We start from the raw sequence: 17586 nt of genomic DNA, 5'->3' as shown, positions 1-17586 counted from the left end.
ACCGCCCTCGCTCCGGACGTCCGGAGCGGGGGCGGATGTGCGTGGAACCCTTCGCCGGGAGGATGACTCCAAGAGGGAGAGCTTTCGTAAACTGTCGGTGTCGTCCGGATCAGCACAACGCAGGGGGAGTGATGTCCGAGCCGTCGCCGTTGCCTCCCGACCCCGCACCCCTGCACCCCAAACCCCCCGAAATCGCCCCCGAGTTCGCCGTCCCCCCACCTCCCCCACCCGCGCCAACCGCGCCCGCACCGCCAACCGCGCCCGCGCCTGCCGCGCCTCCGTCTGCCGGGCCTGCGCCCGCGCCCGCCGGGCCTGCGCCTGCTGGGCCTGCGCCTGCTGGGCCTGCGCCCGCTGGGCCCGCGCCTGCTGGGCCTGCGCCTGCTGGGCCTGCGTCCGCGCCCGCTGGGCCTGCGCCCAGGTCGGCCGGGGGCGCATCGCCTTCGCCCGCTGCGCCCGTGCCGCCTGTCAGGCCCGCTGCGCCGGTCGCGCCTGCGGCCGGGCCGCCTGCCGGGCCAGCGGTGTTCGGGACGCGGGGATCGGCGGAGATGGCGGTGCCGCCGTCAGCGCCCGCGGAGCCGGAGCGCCCTGCCGCGCCGCCGAGGGAGTCGACGGGGCCGCAGGCGCCGATCGTCAACGTCAACGTGCACGTCCCGCCGACTCCGCCCGCGCCTCCGCCGCCACCGCCTCGTCCGCCGGCCGCGCCGCCCGTGCAGCGCACCGCCGGGCTGGACGGCACCACTCACGTGCTGCACCTCATCCTGACCGTGTTGACCTGCGGCCTCTGGATCCCGGTGTGGATCGTGCACGCGGTCGTGGCGGGGAACCGCCGGCCGCCGCTGCCACCCGCGCCTCCGCCGCAGCCCTGGCAGCAGCCGATCAGCGCCGAGCAGGCCAACCGCGCGGCCGTGCAGCACATGAACGCCCGCGCGCAGCGCCGCCGCGAGGCCCGCGCGCTCGCCGCCGAGAACCCGCTGATGGCCCGCGAGCTCCGGATCGGACGCACCGACCTCCCGCCCGCCCAGCGTCCCTACGACGACGGCGGGCTGATCGACGTCAACGTCGTCCCGGCGGTGGAGCTCACCCGGTTCGGGCTGACGCCCGAGCAGGCCGAGAAGGCCGTCGAACTCCGCGACGGGACCGGCGGGTTCAGCTCGGGCGAGGATCTCGCCGTCGTCTGCGACCTGCCGCCCCGGCTGGTGCCCGAGCTGGTGGAATACGGTCTCTACTTGCGCTGATCCGGTCCGGTTACCGGCGTGGCGCGCGCCGGGTGCGGCTACGATCCTGCCGTCCGTCCGAAGCGCAGGAGAGCGATGCCCGATTCGCCCGTCCCTCCGTCCCGCTGGGGCGATTCGCCGCCCTGGTGGCTGACCGCCGACACCTCGGAGGACGCGCCACCGCCGTCCGCCCGGTCCACGGCGCACACGCCGCCGCTACCCGAGCAACGCGAGCCTCACCGAGACGAAGCGCACGCCGCGTCCGAACAACGATCACAGCACCCCCCGCAACCCGCAAACGGGCCGCAACCTGCGGACGGTCCGCAGAGCGCGCGGGGACCGCAGAGTGTGGACGGGCCGCAGGGCGCGGGCGGGGCGCAGAGCGCGGGCCGGGTTGGGCGTTCGGGTGGGGCTCAAAGGGTGGAGGGGCCTCGGACGGCGCGGAAGATCGTGGGGGTCGGGGCGCTCGGGGGGCTCTTCGCGCTGACCGTCGTGCTGGGCGGGACGATCTTCATCGACGGCGGGGACGGCGGCGCGGTGAAGCAGATCAGGCTCAGCGCCGAGGCGGGTGGCCTGCGCAGGTCGTCGGAGGATCCGGCCGCGAGCGTCGCGTACCCGTTCATCACCGAGGCCGTCCGGCGGGGAGGCATGCCGCTGCGGCGCCAGACGGCCGCCGTGTACATGAGCGAGGAGCGCGACATCCTGTTCGTGGGCGGGACGGGCGAGATCGCCGATCCGGAGGCGTTCCTGGACCGCGCCAAGCCCAACACCGTCCTGGCCGCCGGGCATGTCGGGCGGGACGTCTGCGGGACGTTCGCGGTGCTGTCCGCCGTGCATGCGTACTGCGCGTGGGCGACGTCCGGTTCGTACGGGTTCGTGGCGTCGAACGTTCCGGCGGAGAGCACCGCCGACCTCGCCCAACTCGTCTCCCGGATGCGGACGGACCTGGAGGGTTAGCCGAAGAGCCGCTCGACATCGGCGTCCAGGACGTCCAGGACGATCCCGGCGAAGTAGACGGTGCCGAGCGCCAGGACGTGCCGCCCTCTCGTCCGGAGCCCGTCCACGGACAGCTCAGCGGCGTCGAGGACATCCCACGAGGGCGGCAGCGGACGTGAGAACCGCAGGTGAGCGTGCGGAAGCCGGACGAACGTGACCGGCAGCCCGTCCAGCTCGGCGATCGCGCCGTCCAGGTCCTTGTGGTCGGGCAGGCAGACCAAGACGTGATCGACCGAATCCCAGCGTTCGCGGGCCGCGCTCAGCGCCGAGGCGACGCCCGCCCGGTTGATCGCCGAGTCGACGAGCACCTCGACGCCGTCCCGCTCGTGGACGGAGAGCCGTCCGGGCAGCACGACCGACGACAGCACCTCGCGCACGCGCGCTTCCGCGGGAGGGCGCCCCAGCTCCTCCGCCAGACGGAGACCGGCCAGCGCGCCCGCGCGCGCGTTCGCGCGGCCGAGGCCCGGCGGAAGCAGATCGTCCCAAGGGCTGGATCCGGCCGTCTCGACCGGTCCGAGGACGGAGGCGACCTCGGCGGACTGCGGCGCCGAGACCGCGGCGCGCGTCGCCGGGACGATCACGGCGGCCTTCTCGTCGGCGATCTCCGCGACCGTGTCGCCGAGCACGCCCAGGTGCTCGCCGAAGATCGGCGTCACCGCGACGACCGTCGCGGGGAAGAGGCTGATCTCGTCCGAGCCTCCGCCCATCCCCGCCTCCAGCACCGCCACGTCCGCTCCGACGTCGCGCGCGTGCACGAGGCCGGCCAAGGTGAACAGCCCGGCGGGGGAGAGGTAGCCATCCGAAACCGGCGGAAGCTCGTCCATCGCCCTTTCCAGACGGGCGGCGAGCGAGGCGAACGTGGAATCCGAAACGGCCCGTCCGTCCACGCGAAGGCGGTCGCGGTTGGAGCGGTGACCGGGGCTCATCACGGAGACGACCCGCAGCCCGGCCGCCGAGAGCATCGCCGACGCGTAGGTGGCCGCCGTCCCCTTGCCCTTGGAGCCGACGACGGCCAGCACCGGGAGGTCGAGGGGCACGAGATCGAGCTTCGCGGCCAGCTCGCGCGCCCGCGCCAAAGAACGCCGAGCACCCGGACGGCGAGCCGTCCATTCACGGAAGAACACCTGGTCAACGGCCATCAGACGGAGGATATCCACAGGAGGGCGGGGTCGGGCGGTCCGGCGGCGGGTCGCGAGTAGGCTTTTCGTGTCCACAGAAACGCACCGCTGAACAGGCAGGGATCCACGACGTGAGTCAGGTGACGGGGTCGCGCGGCTACCGCGACACGATCGGCGCGATCATGAGCCGGGGGGTCGAGTGGGACATCGACCCGACCCTGGACCGGGTCCGCGACCTGGTGGACGTGCTGGGCGAGCCGCAGCGCGCGTATCCGGTGATCCACGTGGCGGGCACCAACGGCAAGTCCAGCACCGCGCGGCTGATCGAGGCGCTGCTGCGCGAGCGCGGCCTGCGCACCGGCCTGTACACCAGCCCCGAGCTGACCACCCTGCGCGAGCGCATCGCGATCGACGGCGAGCCGATCTCCGAGGAGCGGTTCGTCGAGGTCTACGAGGACGTCAAGCCCTACGTCGACCTCATCGACGCCAAGAACGACGCGAAGCTCTCGTTCTTCGAGGTCCTGACGGCGATGGCGTTCGCGGCGTTCGCCGACGCGCCGGTCGACGTCGCGGTCGTCGAGGTCGGCATGGGCGGCTCCTGGGACGCCACCAACGTCGCCGACGGCACCGTCGCGGTGATCACCCCGGTCGGCCTCGACCACACCGCCTACCTGGGCGACACGGTCGAGCAGATCGCCGGGGAGAAGGCCGGGATCATCAAGCCCGGCCAGATCGTGGTGCTGGAGCAGCAGCCGATCCCGGCCGCCGAGGTGCTGCTGCGCCGGGTCGCCGAGGTCGGCTCGGTCGCGGCGCGCGAGGGCATCGAGTACGGCGTCGTCCACCGGGACGTGGCCGTCGGCGGCCAGATGATCACGGTGCGCGGGCTGCACGGCGAGTACGACGAGATCTTCCTGCCGCTGTTCGGCGAGCACCAGGCCAGCAACGCGGCGACCGCGCTCGCGGCCGTGGAGGCGTTCGCGTCCGGCGCGCCGACCCGCGGCGAGCACAACCTGGAGGCCGCCACCCGCATCGCCGCCGGGGAGGACTACACCGGCGGCGACGACGGCCAGCTCGACCCGGCGCTGGTGCGCAGCGGGTTCGCCAAGTCCGCCTCGCCGGGACGGCTGGAGGTCGCCCGCACCGGCCCGACCGTGCTGATCGACTCCTCGCACAACCCGGCGGGCATGGCCGCCACGGTCAACACGATCACCGAGTCGTTCGGCTTCACCCGGCTCGTCGGGGTGCTCGCGATCGCCGCCGACAAGGACGTGGCGGGCGTGCTCGACCAGCTCGAACCCGTCCTCGCCGAGCTGGTGGTGACCCGCAACTCCTCGCCGCGCTCGCTGCCGCCCGAGGAGCTCGCCGACATCGCCGAGGGCGCGTTCGGCCCCGAGCGGGTCCACCTCGTCGAGCGGCTCGACGACGCGATCGACCGGGCCATCGGCCTCGCCGAGGAGACCGGCGAGTACCGGGGCGCGGGCGTGCTCATCACCGGATCGGTGGTCACCGCCGGCGACGCCCGCACGCTGCTGCGGGTGGGAGAGGGCCGATGAACCCGGTACGGCGGCTGTACTCGACGGTCCTCGCGTGCGAGGCGATCGTCATCGGGCTGGCGATCCCGGTCGCGATCTCCGTCCAGAAGGTGGACGGCGCGGTCGCGGGCTGGGTCGGCGGCACGCTCGCCGTCCTGTGCCTGCTCGCGTGCGGCGTGATGGGCCGCCCGTGGGGGTTCGCGGTCGGCACCGTCCTGCAGGTGCTGGTGCTGCTGACCGGGTTCATGGTGCCGATGATGTTCGTGCTCGGCGTCCTGTTCGGGGCGCTGTGGGGCACGGCCTTCTGGCTCGGACGCCAGGCGGAGAGGGCTCAGGCGCGCTAAATTCCCGGGGAAGGCAGCCGAATTCCGCCCGCCGTCATTCGCTATTCCGAAATAGTGCGCAATTTGGACATCATCCGCTGAAGCGACGGGCGGCCTTTCCGTAGGAGCAGGCCGTGTCCTCCCCGCCCGACCCCCCGACCCGCCCGACCCGCCCGACCCCACCCGCCCCCGCCGCGGACGACCCGCCCCAAGCGGAACCCGCCGCAGGCGACGCGACCTCGCCCGTCCCCGTCGCACGCGAGGCAAGCCCGGCGGAGTCTGTCGCAGACGACGCGAGTCCGGCCTTTTCCGTCGTGCGCGAGATCAGCCCGGCGGAGCCTGTCGCGGGCGATGCGAATCCGACCTTTTCTACCGTGCGCGAGGTCGGCCCAACGGAGTCTGTTGCGGACGACGCGAGTCCACCCGTTTCCGTCGTGCGCGAGGCGAGCCAGGCGGAGTCTGGTGCGGGCGGTGTGCGTCTGGCCTTTTCCGTCGTGCGGGACGCGAGCCAGGTGGCATTTGTCGCGGATGATGTGAATTCGCGGGAATTCGTCCCGGACGATGCGGGCGCGGACGAGAGCAGTGTTGGGGACGTGCGTCCGGGCGCGTTCGCGAGTTCGTCGCTTGGCGGCGGGCCGGTGCAGGGTGAGGACGAGCCGTCCGGGGCGAGGCCGGGTGACGGAGTGGGGGCCGCTGGACCCGCAGCACTGGCGCCTCCGAGGCGGGGGCGCGAGGCGGCGGCGACTCTCGCCGCGCTCGCGGTGATCGTCCCGGCCGTCCCGGCGGCGCTGCTCGTGGTGCCGGACACGTCCTACAACGTGATCGAGCAGGCGGCCCGCGCGCTCGGACTCGACGCCGGTGGTCTCGCGGGTCTGCTGCGCGCGACGGGGATGAGCGTCCCGGTGCTGCTGGGGAGCGTGCCGGTCGGGGCGGTCGCCGCGCGGAGGTTCGGAGGCCGTCCGATCCTGGCCGCGGGTCTCGCGCTGCTGGTGGCGGGGTTGCTCGCAGCGGCGCGCGCCGATTCGGTCGTGATGATCGGTGCCGTTCGCGCGGCGCAGGGGGCGGGCGCGGGGCTGGTCCTTCCCGCGACGCTCGTCCTGGCCTGGGAGCGCGGCGGACGCCTCGTCCCCGCGTTGTGGTCGGGGATGCTCGTCGCGTCCCTGCTGGGAGCGATGCCGCTGGCCCTGTCGCGCGTCCCGCTCCCGGGCGACCCCGCCGCGCCGGGGGCGGACCAGGCGACGTCGGGCGCGGACTCGGCCGCGTCCGGCGCCGATAGCACCGGCTCGGGCGCGAATTCCGCCGCGTCGGCCGTGTCGGGGATCGCGCACGCGATCGACTGGCACGCCGCGCTCGCGCCGTTCCCGTGGTTCGCCGCCGCCGTCGCGGTCGGCCTGCCGTTCTGCCTGCTCCTGCGCGGACGGTCCGGACGCCTGCCCGCGCTGCGGCACCCCGAGCGCGGACAGCTCGTCCTGCCGCTGGTCCCGGCCGCCGGGTTCGCGTTCATCGCGGTCGTCACCACCTACGGCTGGTCACCGGGCGGATGCCTCCTCCTCGCGGGGCTCGCGCTCCTCGGCCTCGCCGGACTCGCCCTGGTCGGCACGCGCGACGCCACGGCGGGCAGCCCGCTCGGCGCGGCCGTCGTCATGGTCACCACCGGCCTGCTCGCCTACCCCGTCGCCGCGCCCCTCGCCGGGATCGCCGCGACCGCGGCCCGCAACGGGACCGGCGCGTCCTTCCACACCTACCTGCCCTTCGCCGTGGGCGCGGGCGCCGCCCTCGCCGCCGCCCTGCTGACCTCCCGCCTTCCCGAGCCCTCGACGCAAGCCGGCCGGTTGGAGCGAGGGGCCGTCCTGGGTGGGCAGGCTCTGATGGTGCTGGCGGCGGTGCCGTTGCTGATCGCGCCTGTGCAGGACGCCCGGGTCGAGACCGTGGCCTTGGCGGTGCTGGGTGCGGGCGCGGGGACGGCGCTGGCCGCGTCCCTGCGGGGCGCGGAGGTCGCCGCCGCGCTGTTCGGGCTCTCGCTGTGCGTCCCGGCCGTCCTCGCCGGGCAGCTCGTGGTGCTGTCGCTGCAGGCTCAGCGGTTGCGGCCCGCGCCGACGACCGCGCAGGCCCAGCTCGCGGCGCTGGCCGACGGGTACCGGACGTGGCTCGGAGTGGCGGCCGTGCTCGCCGTGCTGCTCGCCGCCGCCGGACGGGCCGTGGTGTCCGGGCGCGGGCGGGCCGTCGCGCGCCGGAGCAGAGCGGGCGCCTCGGTACAGTAAGCACTGGCGTCATGCCCGGCGCGCTCCGCGCCATCGATCATCCCTTTTCCTTGAGGAGAAACTCCGTGTCCGAGCGCACTCTTGTCCTGGTCAAGCCCGACGGCGTCCGCCGCGGCGTGGTGGGCGAGGTCATCTCGCGGATCGAGCGCAAGGGCCTGAAGCTCGTGGCGCTGGAGCTCCAGCACCTGTCCCGCGAGACCGCCGAGGCGCACTACGCCGAGCACGTCGAGCGCCCGTTCTTCGGCGAGCTGGTCGAGTTCATCACCAGCGCCCCGCTGGTCGCGATGGTCGTCGAGGGCCCGAACGCCATCAAGGCGTTCCGCCAGCTCGCCGGCGCGACCAACCCGGTCGAGGCCGCCACCGGCTCCATCCGCGGCGACTTCGCCCTGGAGATCGGCGAGAACATCGTGCACGGCTCCGACTCGCCCGACTCGGCCGCCCGCGAGATCAAGATCTTCTTCCCCGAGCTGGGCTGACCCGCCCCCGCTCGCCTTCCGTGCCCCGGCCCGCCCGCGCGCCGGGGCACACGCGTTTCCCGTCCCGTCCCGCCGCGCCCGCCCGTCGCGTCGGACTACCCGTCCCGCTGTCCCCGGACTACCCGTCCCGCTGTCCCCGGACTACCCGTCCCGCTGTCCCCGCCCGACCCGTCTCGCCGCGGCTCGACGAGGCCGTGGGATGACTGTTGTGTCCGTATTCGGATGAGGTGTGTGAAAAGGGGGAGTTCGTTGGGCTGGACGAGGGTAGACACGCGGGTCTGAATCATTCGGCGCATGCGGGTTTTTCGCATAGGCAGCCTGGTCGCAGCGGGGTTTCGGGCGTCGCGCCGCCGGTGGGGCGACTGCCCGGCGCGGCGCGGGCACGTTACGATGGGAGCGCCGCTCTGCACGCCCGACAAGCATGAAGGGCTCCCTTTCTTCATGGGTAACAAGCTGTCGTTCCTTGGCCGTGACATGGCGGTCGACCTTGGCACCGCGAACACCCTGGTGTACGTGCGCGGGCGCGGCATCGTGCTGAACGAACCGTCCGTGGTCGCGATCAACACCAACACCGGCAAGATCGTCGCGGTCGGTATCGAGGCCAAGCGGATGATCGGCCGCACGCCCGGCAACATCGTCGCGGTCCGCCCGCTCAAGGACGGCGTCATCGCCGACTTCGACGTCACCGAGCGCATGCTGCGCTACTTCATCCAGAAGGTGCACAAGCGACGGCACTTCGCCAAGCCGCGGATCGTGGTGGCGGTGCCGTCCGGGATCACCGGGGTGGAGCAGCGCGCCGTCAAGGAGGCCGGCTACCAGGCCGGCGCCCGCCGCGTGTACATCATCGAGGAGCCCATGGCCGCCGCGATCGGCGCCGGGCTCCCGGTCTACGAGCCGACCGGCAACATGGTGGTCGACATCGGTGGCGGCACCACCGAGGTGGCGATCATCTCGCTCGGCGGGATCGTGACCAGCCAGTCCGTCCGCGTCGGCGGGGACGAGCTCGACCAGGCCATCATCAGCTTCTCCAAGAAGGAGTACTCGCTGATGCTCGGCGAGCGCACCGCCGAGGAGATCAAGATGGCGATCGGGTCGGCCTACCCCGGCGGGGACGAGGAGCCGCACGCCGAGATCCGGGGCCGCGACCTGGTGTCCGGGCTGCCGAAGACCGTGGTCATCTCCGCCGAGGAGGTGCGCCGCGCGATCGAGGAGCCGGTGAACGCGATCGTGGACGCGGTGAAGACGACGCTCGACAAGTGCCCGCCGGAGCTGTCCGGCGACATCATGGACCGGGGCATCGCCCTGACCGGCGGCGGCGCGCTGCTGAAGCACCTGGACGAGCGGCTCCGCGAGGAGACCGGGATGCCGATCCATCTCGTGGACAATCCGCTCGACTCGGTCGTGCTGGGCACCGGCAAGACCGTGGAGGACTTCGACTCGCTGCGCCAGGTGCTGGTACCGGAGTCGCGGCACTGATCTCCTAGGACGATGGGACGGGAGGTCCGCGGGTGAACGACACCCGACGCAGCCGCATGGTGCTCGGGGCGCTGCTGGTGGCCGCGCTCACGATGATCACGATCGACTACCGGGGCGGGGACTCCTCTCCGCTGCGCGGCCTGCGCAGCGCGGGGGAGGCGGTCTTCGGCCCGGTCGAGCGCGCCTCGGCCGCGGTCGTGCGTCCGGTGGGCAACGGCGTGGACGCGGTCTTCAACGCGCCCGGCGAGCGCCGCCGCGCCGACCGGTTGCAGCGCGAGAACCAGCGGCTGCGCGACCAGCTCCGCACCACCCGCGTCGACCAGGGCAAGGCGACCCAGCTCGACCGGCTGCTCGGCTCGGCCGGGCTCGGCGGGTACAAGATCGTCGCGGCGAACGTGATCTCCGCCGGGCAGGGCCTGGAGGACACCGTCACGATCGACGCCGGCTCGGGCAGCGGGATCCGCCCCGACATGACCGTGATGAGCGCGGACGGCCTGGTCGGACGGGTCACCCGCGTCGGCCCGGCCACCGCGACCGTGCTGCTCGCGACGGACGTGAACTCCTCGGTCGGCGCCCGCCTGGAGGACTCCAAGGAGATCGGCATCGTGCAGGGCCGCGGCCGTCGCGGTCTCGGCGACGGCGGCCGCACGCCGATGCGGTTCCAGCTCCTCGACGCGAACGCCCCGCTCCGGATCGGGCAGCGGCTGGTGACGCTCGGCTCGCAGGGCGACCGTCCGTACGTGCCGGGCGTCCCGATCGGGACGGTCGAGCGCATCGACGCGCCCGGCGGCGGCCTGACCCGCACGGCCTACGTCCAGCCGTTCGTGCACTTCACGAGCCTGGACGTGGTGGCCGTGGTGGTCGCCCCGCCGAAGGCCGACCCGCGCGACGCGGTGCTTCCGCCGTCGCCCACGCCGTCCACCCCGCCGCCGTCGGCGCCGCCCTCGTCGAGCCCGCCGCGCAAGGCCGGGAAGACCCCCGCCGGAAAGACCCCCGACGCGAAGTCGTCCCCGTGATGGCCGACCCTGTGAAGGCCGGCCCTCTGAAGGCCGCGCTCGTGAAGGCCGTGCTCGTGAAAGCCGTTCCAGAAAGCCCGTCCAAGGGAGCCTGACATGCTGAACGCTCCGGAGGCGTCGCCCACGGGACGGCGCGTGATCTCCGCGATCGTGATCGTCGTGGCGCTGGTGCTCCAGGTGTCGGTGGCCAACCGGCTGCCGCTGCCCGGCGGCGTCACCCCGGACCTGGTGCTGCTCAGCGTGGTCGCGCTCGCGCTGGTGTCCGGGTCGCTGACCGGTTGCGTCGCCGGGTTCTGCGCCGGGCTCGCCGCCGACATCGTCCCGCCCGCCGACCACACCATCGGCCGGTACGCGCTGGTCTACTGCGTCATCGGGTACGTGTGCGGGGTCGCCGCCGGCGAGATGGACCGCCAGTCGATGGTGCCGTTCTTCGCGGTCGCGGCGGGCGCGCTGCTCGGCACCCTCGCCTACGCCGCGACCGGGATGCTGCTCGGCGACCCGCGCGCGTCCTGGACGATCGTCGCGCGGATGGTCCCGTTGCAGGTGCTCTACGACGTCATCGCCAGCCCGTTCGTGGTGTGGGCCGTGCTGCGCGCGACCCGCCGCTACGACCGGCCCGAGCGCGGCCGCGACCGGTTCTCGGTCCCGGCGGCGCGGTACCGGGCGATGTCGGGACGGACGCGCCTGTGACCAACCGCACGCACCTCAGGCTGATCATCCTGTACGTGACGGTCGGCGCGCTGCTGCTGGTGCTGGTGGGCCGGCTGTGGACGATGCAGGTCCTCCAGGGCAAGCACTACCGGCAGGTCGCCGCCGAGAACCGCACCCGCGACATCGTCGTCCCGGCCGTCCGGGGCATGATCCTGGACGACCGGGGCCGCGCGCTCGTCCGCAACCGCACCGCGCTGGTGGTCTCGGTCGACCGGACCGTCCTGTCGCGGCAGAAGGACCGGGGCAGGGCCGTCCTGACCAGGCTCGCGGGCGTGCTCGGCACGCGCTACGACGACCTGGTGAACAAGACGCGGCTGTGCGGGCCCGGCATCAAGCGCCCCTGCTGGCCCGGCTCGCCGTACCAGCCGATCCCGGTGGACGACCGGGTCGACCCGAAGCGCGCCCTCCAGATCATGGAGCGGCAGGAGGAGTTCCCCGGCGTGACGGCGCAGGTCCAGGCCGTCCGGGAGTATCCGCAGCCGGAGGGCGCGAACGCCGCGCAGGCGCTCGGCTACCTCCAGCCGATCACCCAGGACGAGCTCGACAAGCGCAAGGGCCTGAAGGTCACCGGCTACAGCGGCGTCGACCTCATCGGCCGGGACGGCCTGGAGGCGACCTACGACGCCGACCTGCGCGGCGAGCCCGGCTTCCGCAGGGTGCTGGTGGACAGCCAGGGCCGCGTCACCGGCACCGCGCAGGACAAGGCCGCCACCCCCGGCGGCAACCTGGTGACCAGCCTGGACGCCGGGGTGCAGGGCGCGGCCGAGAAGGCGCTCCAGGACGCGGTGAAGTCGGCGCGCTCGCAGGGCAAGAAGGCCGACTCGGCCGCGGCCGTGGTGATGGACGTCCAGACCGGGCACCTCGTCGCGCTCGCCAGCTACCCGACCTACGACCCGTCCATCTGGACGGGCGGCATCTCGCAGGACCAGTACGACGCGCTGCTCGGCAAGAAGAAGGGCGAGCCGCTGATCTCGCGGGCCACCCAGGGCCAGTTCGCGCCGGGCTCCACGTTCAAGGTGTCCTCGGTGGCGGCGGCCGTCGCCGACGGCTACGACCTGCACGGCACCTACCAGTGCCCGGGCTCCTACGACGTCGGGAGCCGCGCGTTCCGCAACTTCGAGGGCGAGTCGCGCGGCAGCATGGACCTGCACGAGGCGCTGGTCGTCTCCTGCGACACGGTCTTCTACCGGTTCGCCTACGAGGAGTGGCTCCGCGACGGCGGCACCAAGCCGAAGAAGAACCCGTCCGACCCGATGGTGAAGATGGCGCGGCAGTGGGGCTTCGGCACCAAGACCGGGGTGGACCTGCCGAGCGAGTCGTCCGGGCGGATCCCCGACCGGGCCTGGAAGACCGCGTACTGGAACGCCACCAAGAAGGCCGACTGCAAGGCGGCCAAGGAGGGCTATCCCGACATCGCGGAGTCCGACCCGTCCCGCGCCGCGTACCTGAAGGCGGTCGCGGCGGAGAACTGCGCCGAGGGCTACGTGTGGCGCGCGGGTGACGCGGCGAACTTCTCGGTCGGGCAGGGCGACGTGCTCGCCACGCCGCTGCAGCTCACGCGCGCGTACGCGGCGCTCGCCAACGGCGGACGGCTGGTCGTGCCGCGCATCGGGCAGGCGGTCGTCCGCGCGGACGGCAGCGTCGTGCGCCGCGTCGCCGACCCGCCCCCCGCGAAGCTGCCGGTCGATCCGAAGGTCCTGAAGTACATCCGGGGCGGCCTCGCCGGGGTGACCAAGTCGGGCACGGCCGCCGGGGCGTTCAACGGCTTCGACTTCAAGAAGGTGGACGTGGCGGGCAAGACCGGCACCGCCGAGGTCTACGGCAAGGACGACACGTCCTGGTTCGCCTCGTTCGCCCCGGTGAGCAACCCGCGCTACGCCGTCGTCGTAATGATCTCCCAGGGCGGGCAGGGCGCGAACGCCGCCGCGCCCGCCGTCCGCGAGATCTACGAGGCGATGTACGGGCTGAAGGGCAAGCCGCCGATGGTCGGCAGGGACGGGCGGCTGCCGTCCGCGCTGCCGCGCCCGCAGCCGCAGCTCGACCCGCAGGCCGCCGGTCCACCGGCCGTCCCGACGACCGGCCCGACGCCCGGCGCCACGTCCGGCCCGGCGACCAGGCCCACGGCCGCGGCGGGAGGGACGCCGTGACCGGGCTCGGCGGGCTCGCCGGGCCGGTCGAGGGCTACGGCGAGCGGAACGCCTGGCGGCGGGGCGCCGCCGGGCTGCGGCGGCTCGACTGGACGCTCGTCCTGTCGGTGCTGGCGCTGTCGGTGATCGGGACGCTGCTGGTCCGGTCCGCGACCTACCACCTGCTGACCGAGCAGGGCCGCGACCCCGAGTGGTTCCTCAAGCGGCACGTCCTGAACCTGGTGATCGGGCTCGGGCTCGGCACGGTCGTGACCGTCCTGGACTACCGGCTGCTGCGCGCGTACGTGCCGATCATGTACGGGCTGGCCTGCGTCGGCCTGCTCGCGGTGATCACTCCGCTGGGCTCGACGATCAACGGCTCGCACTCCTGGATCGTGCTCGGCGGCGGCTTCCAGGTGCAGCCGTCGGAGTTCGCCAAGGTCGGCCTGGTCGTGGTCATGGCGATGGTGCTCGGCGAACCGCGCGACGGCGAGATCGGCCCCGGCCGCCGGGACGTGCTGCTCGCGCTCGGCCTCGCCGGGATCCCGGCCGCGCTGATCATGCTCCAGCCGGACCTCGGCACCACGCTGGTGTTCGGCGTCGTCGTGATCGGCATGCTCGCGGTGTCCGGCGCGGCCAAGCGGTGGATCGGCGGCCTGGTCGGCGGCGGCGTGCTCGCCGGGCTCGCGGTCTGGTTCTTCGGGATCCTGAAGCCCTACCAGCTCGCCCGCTTCACCGCCTTCATCGACCCGACCGCCGACCCGCGCGGCGCGGGCTACAACGCCCAGCAGGCGCGGATCGCGATCGGCTCCGGCGGGGTGGTCGGCAAGGGGCTGTTCCACGGCGAGCAGACCGGCGGGCACTTCGTCCCCGAGCAGCAGACCGACTTCATCTTCACCGTCGCGGGGGAGGAGCTCGGCTTCCTCGGCGGGGCCCTGATCGTCCTGCTGCTCGGCCTGGTGCTGTGGCGCGGGCTGCGGATCGCCTCGCAGGCCGCCGACCTGTTCGGCACGCTGGTCGCGACGGGCGTCGTCTGCTGGCTGGCGTTCCAGGCGTTCGAGAACATCGGGATGACGCTCGGGATCATGCCGATCACCGGGCTGCCGCTGCCGTTCGTGTCCTACGGCGGGTCCGCGACGTTCGCGAACATGATCGCGTTGGGGCTGCTCCAGGCCGTCCACATCCGCAGGCGCCCGTTCGACTGACCCGGCCGGCCGCGCCCGTCCCGCTCCCACCCGACCGCGGCCGTCCCGCTCCACCCGGCCGCGGCCGTCCCGCTCCACCCGGTCGCGGCGTCCGATCGACCGGTTCCCCGGGGATAGGCTTGACGGTCTGTCCCACGTCCAGCCATCGGAGGCGCACCGTCATGTCCGTAGAGTCGATCTTCCCGCGCCTGGAGCCGCTGCTCCCGAGCGTGCAGAAGCCGATTCAGTACGTCGGCGGCGAGCTGAACTCCCAGCTCAAGGAGTGGGACGACACGACCGTCCGGTGGGCGCTGATGTACCCCGACGCCTACGAGGTCGGGCTGCCGAACCAGGGCGTCCAGATCCTTTACGAGATCCTGAACGAGCGCGAGGGCGTGCTCGCCGAGCGCACCTACGCGGTCTGGCCGGACATGGAGCAGGTCATGCGGGAGCACGGCATCCCGCAGTTCACCGTGGACGCGCACCGTCCGGTCGGCGCGTTCGACGTGCTCGGCGTGTCGTTCTCCACCGAACTCGGCTACACCAACCTGCTCACCGCGCTCGACCTCGCCGGCATCCCGCTGGAGGCCGCCGACCGCGACGACTCGCACCCGATCGTCCTCGCGGGCGGGCACGCGGCGTTCAACCCCGAGCCCGTCGCCGACTTCCTGGACGCCGCCGTCCTCGGCGACGGCGAGGAGATCGCGCTCGCGATCACCGAGGTCGTCCGCGAGTGGAAGGACGAGGGCGAGCCCGGCGGCCGGGACGGCCTGCTGCTGCGCCTCGCCGAGACCGGCGGCGTGTACGTGCCGAAGTTCTACGACGTCGAGTACCACCCGGACGGCCGCATCAAGCGGGTCGCGCCGAACCGTCCGGGCGTCCCGTGGCGGGTCGAGAAGCACACCGTCATGGACCTCGACCAGTGGCCGTACCCGAAGAAGCCGCTGGTCCCGCTGGCCGAGACCGTGCACGAGCGGTTCTCGGTGGAGATCTTCCGCGGCTGCACCCGCGGCTGCCGGTTCTGCCAGGCCGGGATGATCACCCGTCCGGTCCGGGAGCGGTCGATCACCACGATCGGCGCGATGGTGGACGAGGGCGTCAAGCAGACGGGGTTCACCGAGGTGGGCCTGCTGTCGCTGTCCTCGGCCGACCACAGCGAGATCGCGGACGTCGCCAAGGGCCTCGCCGACCGCTACGAGGGCTCGCACACCTCGCTGTCGCTGCCGTCCACCCGCGTGGACGCCTTCAACATCACCCTCGCGAACGAGTTCTCCCGCGGCGGACGCCGCTCCGGCCTGACGTTCGCGCCCGAGGGCGGCTCCGAGCGGATGCGCAAGGTCATCAACAAGATGGTGTCGGAGGACGACCTCATCCGCACCGTCACCACCGCCTACGAGAACGGCTGGCGGCAGGTCAAGCTGTACTTCATGTGCGGCCTGCCCACCGAGACCGACGAGGACGTCCTGGAGATCGCGGGGATGGCCAGGCGCGTCATCCAGGCGGGCCGCGAGGCCACCGGCCGCAAGGACATCCGCTGCACCGTGTCGATCGGCGGGTTCGTCCCCAAGCCGCACACGCCGTTCCAGTGGGCCGCGCAGACCGACCACGAGACCGTGGACCGCCGCCTGCGCCTGCTCCGCGAGGCGCTGCGCTCCGACAAGGAGTACGGCCGCGCCATCGGCCTGCGCTACCACGACGGCCAGCCCTCGGTGATCGAGGGCCTGCTGTCGCGCGGCGACCGCCGCGTCGGCAGGATCATCCGTGCGGTCTGGGAGGACGGCGGGCGCTTCGACGGCTGGTCCGAGCACTTCTCCTACGAGCGCTGGACCGCCGCCGCCGAGCGCGCCCTGGCCGCCGAGCCGGTCGACCTCGACTGGTACACCGTGCGCGAGCGCGACGAGGTCGAGGTCCTGCCGTGGGACCACCTCGACGCCGGCCTCGACCGCGAGTGGCTCTGGCAGGACTGGCAGGACGCGCTCGACGAGACCGAGGTCGAGGACTGCCGCTGGACGCCCTGCTACGACTGCGGCGTCTGCCCCACCATGGGCACCGAGATCCAGATCGGCCCCACCGGCAAGAAGCTCCTGCCGCTCAGCGTCGTCTGACCCCGCACCCCCGGTGAACTGGGGGTGCGGGCGGATCGGGGACGCCCGGGGGTCCGAGCGCGCCGTCGTGGCCGTACTCTATAGGGAGACGTTTTCGACTCGACGCGAGTAGGAAGGACCAGAACCCTGGCACCCATGCCGGAGGGTCCCGCACCGGCCCCCGTGATCCAGCGCCTGCGCGTCCGCTACACCAAGCGGGGCAGGCTGCGGTTCACGAGCCATCGCGACATTTCCCGGGCCGTGGAACGCGCCGTCCGGCGCGCCGGGATTCCGGTCGCGTTCAGTGCTGGATTCACCCCGCACCCGAAGATCTCCTACGCGGGTGCGGCGGCGACCGGGGTGGCCAGTGAGGCCGAGTACCTCGAGATCGGGTTGACCGAGCCCCGCGACCCTGCGCGGGTGCGCGCCGAGCTCGACGCCGCCCTGCCGCCGGGCCTCGACGTCGTCGACGTCGTGGCCCTCCCGGCCGGGACGGGCAAGAGCACCGCGCTGGCCGATCGGCTCCAGGCGTCCGAGTGGCGGGTACGGCTCGACGGCGTCGCCGAGGGCGACGCCGCCACCGCCGTGTCCGCCTTCCTCGCCGCCGGGGCCGTGGAGGTCGAACGCCTCACCAAGAAGGGACGCCGCCGCTTCGACGTGCGTGCCGCCGTGTCCGCCCTGGAGCTCGCCCAGGACGCCGACCGGCGCGGCACCGAGGCGACGGATGCCCCATGTGCGATACTTCGCATGGTTGTGCGGCACACCACACCCGCCGTACGACCCGACGACATCCTCACCGGTCTCCGCCAGGTCGCCGACCTCGCGCCGCCGTCACCTCCGCTGGTGACCAGGCTGGCGCAGGGGCTCCTGGACGAGCGGACCGGTGAGCTCGCGGATCCGCTCGATCCCGACCGGGAGACGGCTTCCGCCGCCGGCGACGCTGCCGGTCCGGCGGACCGTCCCGCCCTGCCGCGGTCCGGCGACACCGTGGGCGTGGATGCCGTCAGCGCCCGCTCGTAGGGCCGAAGCCGGCGCCGCCACTCTCGTGGCGGCGCGGAACCGGTCCGCA

14 protein-coding genes are annotated in these 17586 nt (G+C 73.2%); 13 read left to right on the top strand and 1 reads right to left on the bottom strand.

Going from position 1 to position 17586, the window contains the following annotated elements; translation table 11 throughout:
* Positions 1-545: 545 nt before the first annotated feature.
* Positions 546-1235 carry a ComEA family DNA-binding protein gene (locus tag ACFPCY_RS28415; protein ID WP_378259991.1) on the top strand — a complete coding sequence of 230 codons (690 nt, stop codon included), beginning with the start codon at positions 546-548 and terminating at the stop codon, positions 1233-1235.
* 429 nt (positions 1236-1664) lie between these two features.
* Entirely contained in the window at positions 1665-2171 is a 507-nt protein-coding gene (locus ACFPCY_RS28410; RefSeq protein ID WP_378259989.1) for a hypothetical protein, read from the top strand.
* Here the strand turns inward: ACFPCY_RS28410 and ACFPCY_RS28405 are convergent.
* A complete protein-coding gene (locus ACFPCY_RS28405) occupies positions 2168-3349 on the bottom strand; it encodes a folylpolyglutamate synthase/dihydrofolate synthase family protein (RefSeq protein WP_378259987.1) in 1182 nt (393 codons plus the stop codon). The two genes, ACFPCY_RS28410 and ACFPCY_RS28405, sit on opposite strands and share 4 nt — an antisense overlap.
* A gap of 110 nt (positions 3350-3459) precedes the next feature.
* Here ACFPCY_RS28405 and ACFPCY_RS28400 point away from each other — a divergent pair, with 110 nt between their 5' ends.
* The 11 genes from ACFPCY_RS28400 (at position 3460) to ACFPCY_RS28350 (ending at position 17537) form a co-directional block, all read left to right on the top strand.
* Positions 3460-4881: a bifunctional folylpolyglutamate synthase/dihydrofolate synthase gene (locus ACFPCY_RS28400; protein WP_378259985.1), complete on the top strand. Its 1422-nt coding sequence runs from the start codon at positions 3460-3462 to the stop codon at positions 4879-4881.
* Positions 4878-5204: a DUF4233 domain-containing protein gene (locus ACFPCY_RS28395; protein ID WP_378259983.1), complete on the top strand. Its 327-nt coding sequence runs from the start codon at positions 4878-4880 to the stop codon at positions 5202-5204. Before ACFPCY_RS28400 ends, ACFPCY_RS28395 begins: the two co-directional genes overlap by 4 nt.
* A gap of 662 nt (positions 5205-5866) precedes the next feature.
* Complete coding sequence (locus tag ACFPCY_RS28390; RefSeq protein WP_378259981.1) at positions 5867-7444, top strand: hypothetical protein; 1578 nt, start codon at positions 5867-5869, stop codon at positions 7442-7444.
* Positions 7445-7509: 65 nt separating this feature from the next.
* Complete coding sequence (gene ndk / locus ACFPCY_RS28385) at positions 7510-7920, top strand: nucleoside-diphosphate kinase (protein ID WP_378259979.1); 411 nt, start codon at positions 7510-7512, stop codon at positions 7918-7920.
* Between the two features lie 441 nt (positions 7921-8361).
* Positions 8362-9396, top strand: a complete 1035-nt coding sequence (locus ACFPCY_RS28380; RefSeq protein WP_253883893.1) for a rod shape-determining protein — start codon at positions 8362-8364, stop codon at positions 9394-9396.
* 32 nt (positions 9397-9428) lie between these two features.
* Positions 9429-10412 (top strand): rod shape-determining protein MreC, encoded by a 984-nt coding sequence (gene mreC / locus ACFPCY_RS28375; protein ID WP_378259976.1) that lies wholly within the window; start codon positions 9429-9431, stop codon positions 10410-10412.
* A 96-nt stretch (positions 10413-10508) separates the two neighbouring features.
* Positions 10509-11102, top strand: a complete 594-nt coding sequence (gene mreD, locus ACFPCY_RS28370; protein ID WP_378259974.1) for a rod shape-determining protein MreD — start codon at positions 10509-10511, stop codon at positions 11100-11102.
* A complete protein-coding gene (gene mrdA, locus ACFPCY_RS28365; protein WP_378259972.1) occupies positions 11099-13270 on the top strand; it encodes a penicillin-binding protein 2 in 2172 nt (723 codons plus the stop codon). The genes mreD and mrdA overlap by 4 nt, the downstream gene beginning before the upstream one ends.
* Positions 13267-14454 carry a rod shape-determining protein RodA gene (gene rodA, locus ACFPCY_RS28360; RefSeq protein WP_378259970.1) on the top strand — a complete coding sequence of 396 codons (1188 nt, stop codon included), beginning with the start codon at positions 13267-13269 and terminating at the stop codon, positions 14452-14454. Before mrdA ends, rodA begins: the two co-directional genes overlap by 4 nt.
* A gap of 161 nt (positions 14455-14615) precedes the next feature.
* The gene (locus tag ACFPCY_RS28355; protein ID WP_378259968.1) at positions 14616-16538 is read left to right on the top strand and encodes a TIGR03960 family B12-binding radical SAM protein; all 1923 of its coding nucleotides are present in this window, start codon (positions 14616-14618) and stop codon (positions 16536-16538) included.
* 135 nt (positions 16539-16673) lie between these two features.
* Entirely contained in the window at positions 16674-17537 is an 864-nt protein-coding gene (locus tag ACFPCY_RS28350) for a TIGR03936 family radical SAM-associated protein (protein WP_378259966.1), read from the top strand.
* Positions 17538-17586: the final 49 nt, after the last annotated feature.

Origin of the sequence: Actinomadura gamaensis, from assembly GCF_042652125.1 — a bacterium.
GTDB classification, from domain to species: domain Bacteria; phylum Actinomycetota; class Actinomycetes; order Streptosporangiales; family Streptosporangiaceae; genus Spirillospora; species Spirillospora gamaensis.
The sequence above is the reverse complement of the archived record's forward strand: the minus strand, read 5'-3'. Positions and strand labels throughout refer to the sequence as shown.

What these genes read in the sequence shown, in the direction of transcription:
- ACFPCY_RS28415 (WP_378259991.1), top strand. Translation starts at nt 546, where the DNA reads ATGGCGGTGCCGCCGTCAGCGCCCGCGGAGCCGGAGCGCCCTGCCGCG.
- ACFPCY_RS28405 (WP_378259987.1), bottom strand. Translation starts at nt 3,349, where the DNA reads ATGGCCGTTGACCAGGTGTTCTTCCGTGAATGGACGGCTCGCCGTCCG.
- ACFPCY_RS28395 (WP_378259983.1), top strand. Translation starts at nt 4,878, where the DNA reads ATGAACCCGGTACGGCGGCTGTACTCGACGGTCCTCGCGTGCGAGGCG.
- ACFPCY_RS28380 (WP_253883893.1), top strand. Translation starts at nt 8,362, where the DNA reads ATGGGTAACAAGCTGTCGTTCCTTGGCCGTGACATGGCGGTCGACCTT.
- mreD (WP_378259974.1), top strand. Translation starts at nt 10,509, where the DNA reads ATGCTGAACGCTCCGGAGGCGTCGCCCACGGGACGGCGCGTGATCTCC.
- ACFPCY_RS28355 (WP_378259968.1), top strand. Translation starts at nt 14,616, where the DNA reads ATGTCCGTAGAGTCGATCTTCCCGCGCCTGGAGCCGCTGCTCCCGAGC.
- ACFPCY_RS28350 (WP_378259966.1), top strand. Translation starts at nt 16,674, where the DNA reads ATGCCGGAGGGTCCCGCACCGGCCCCCGTGATCCAGCGCCTGCGCGTC.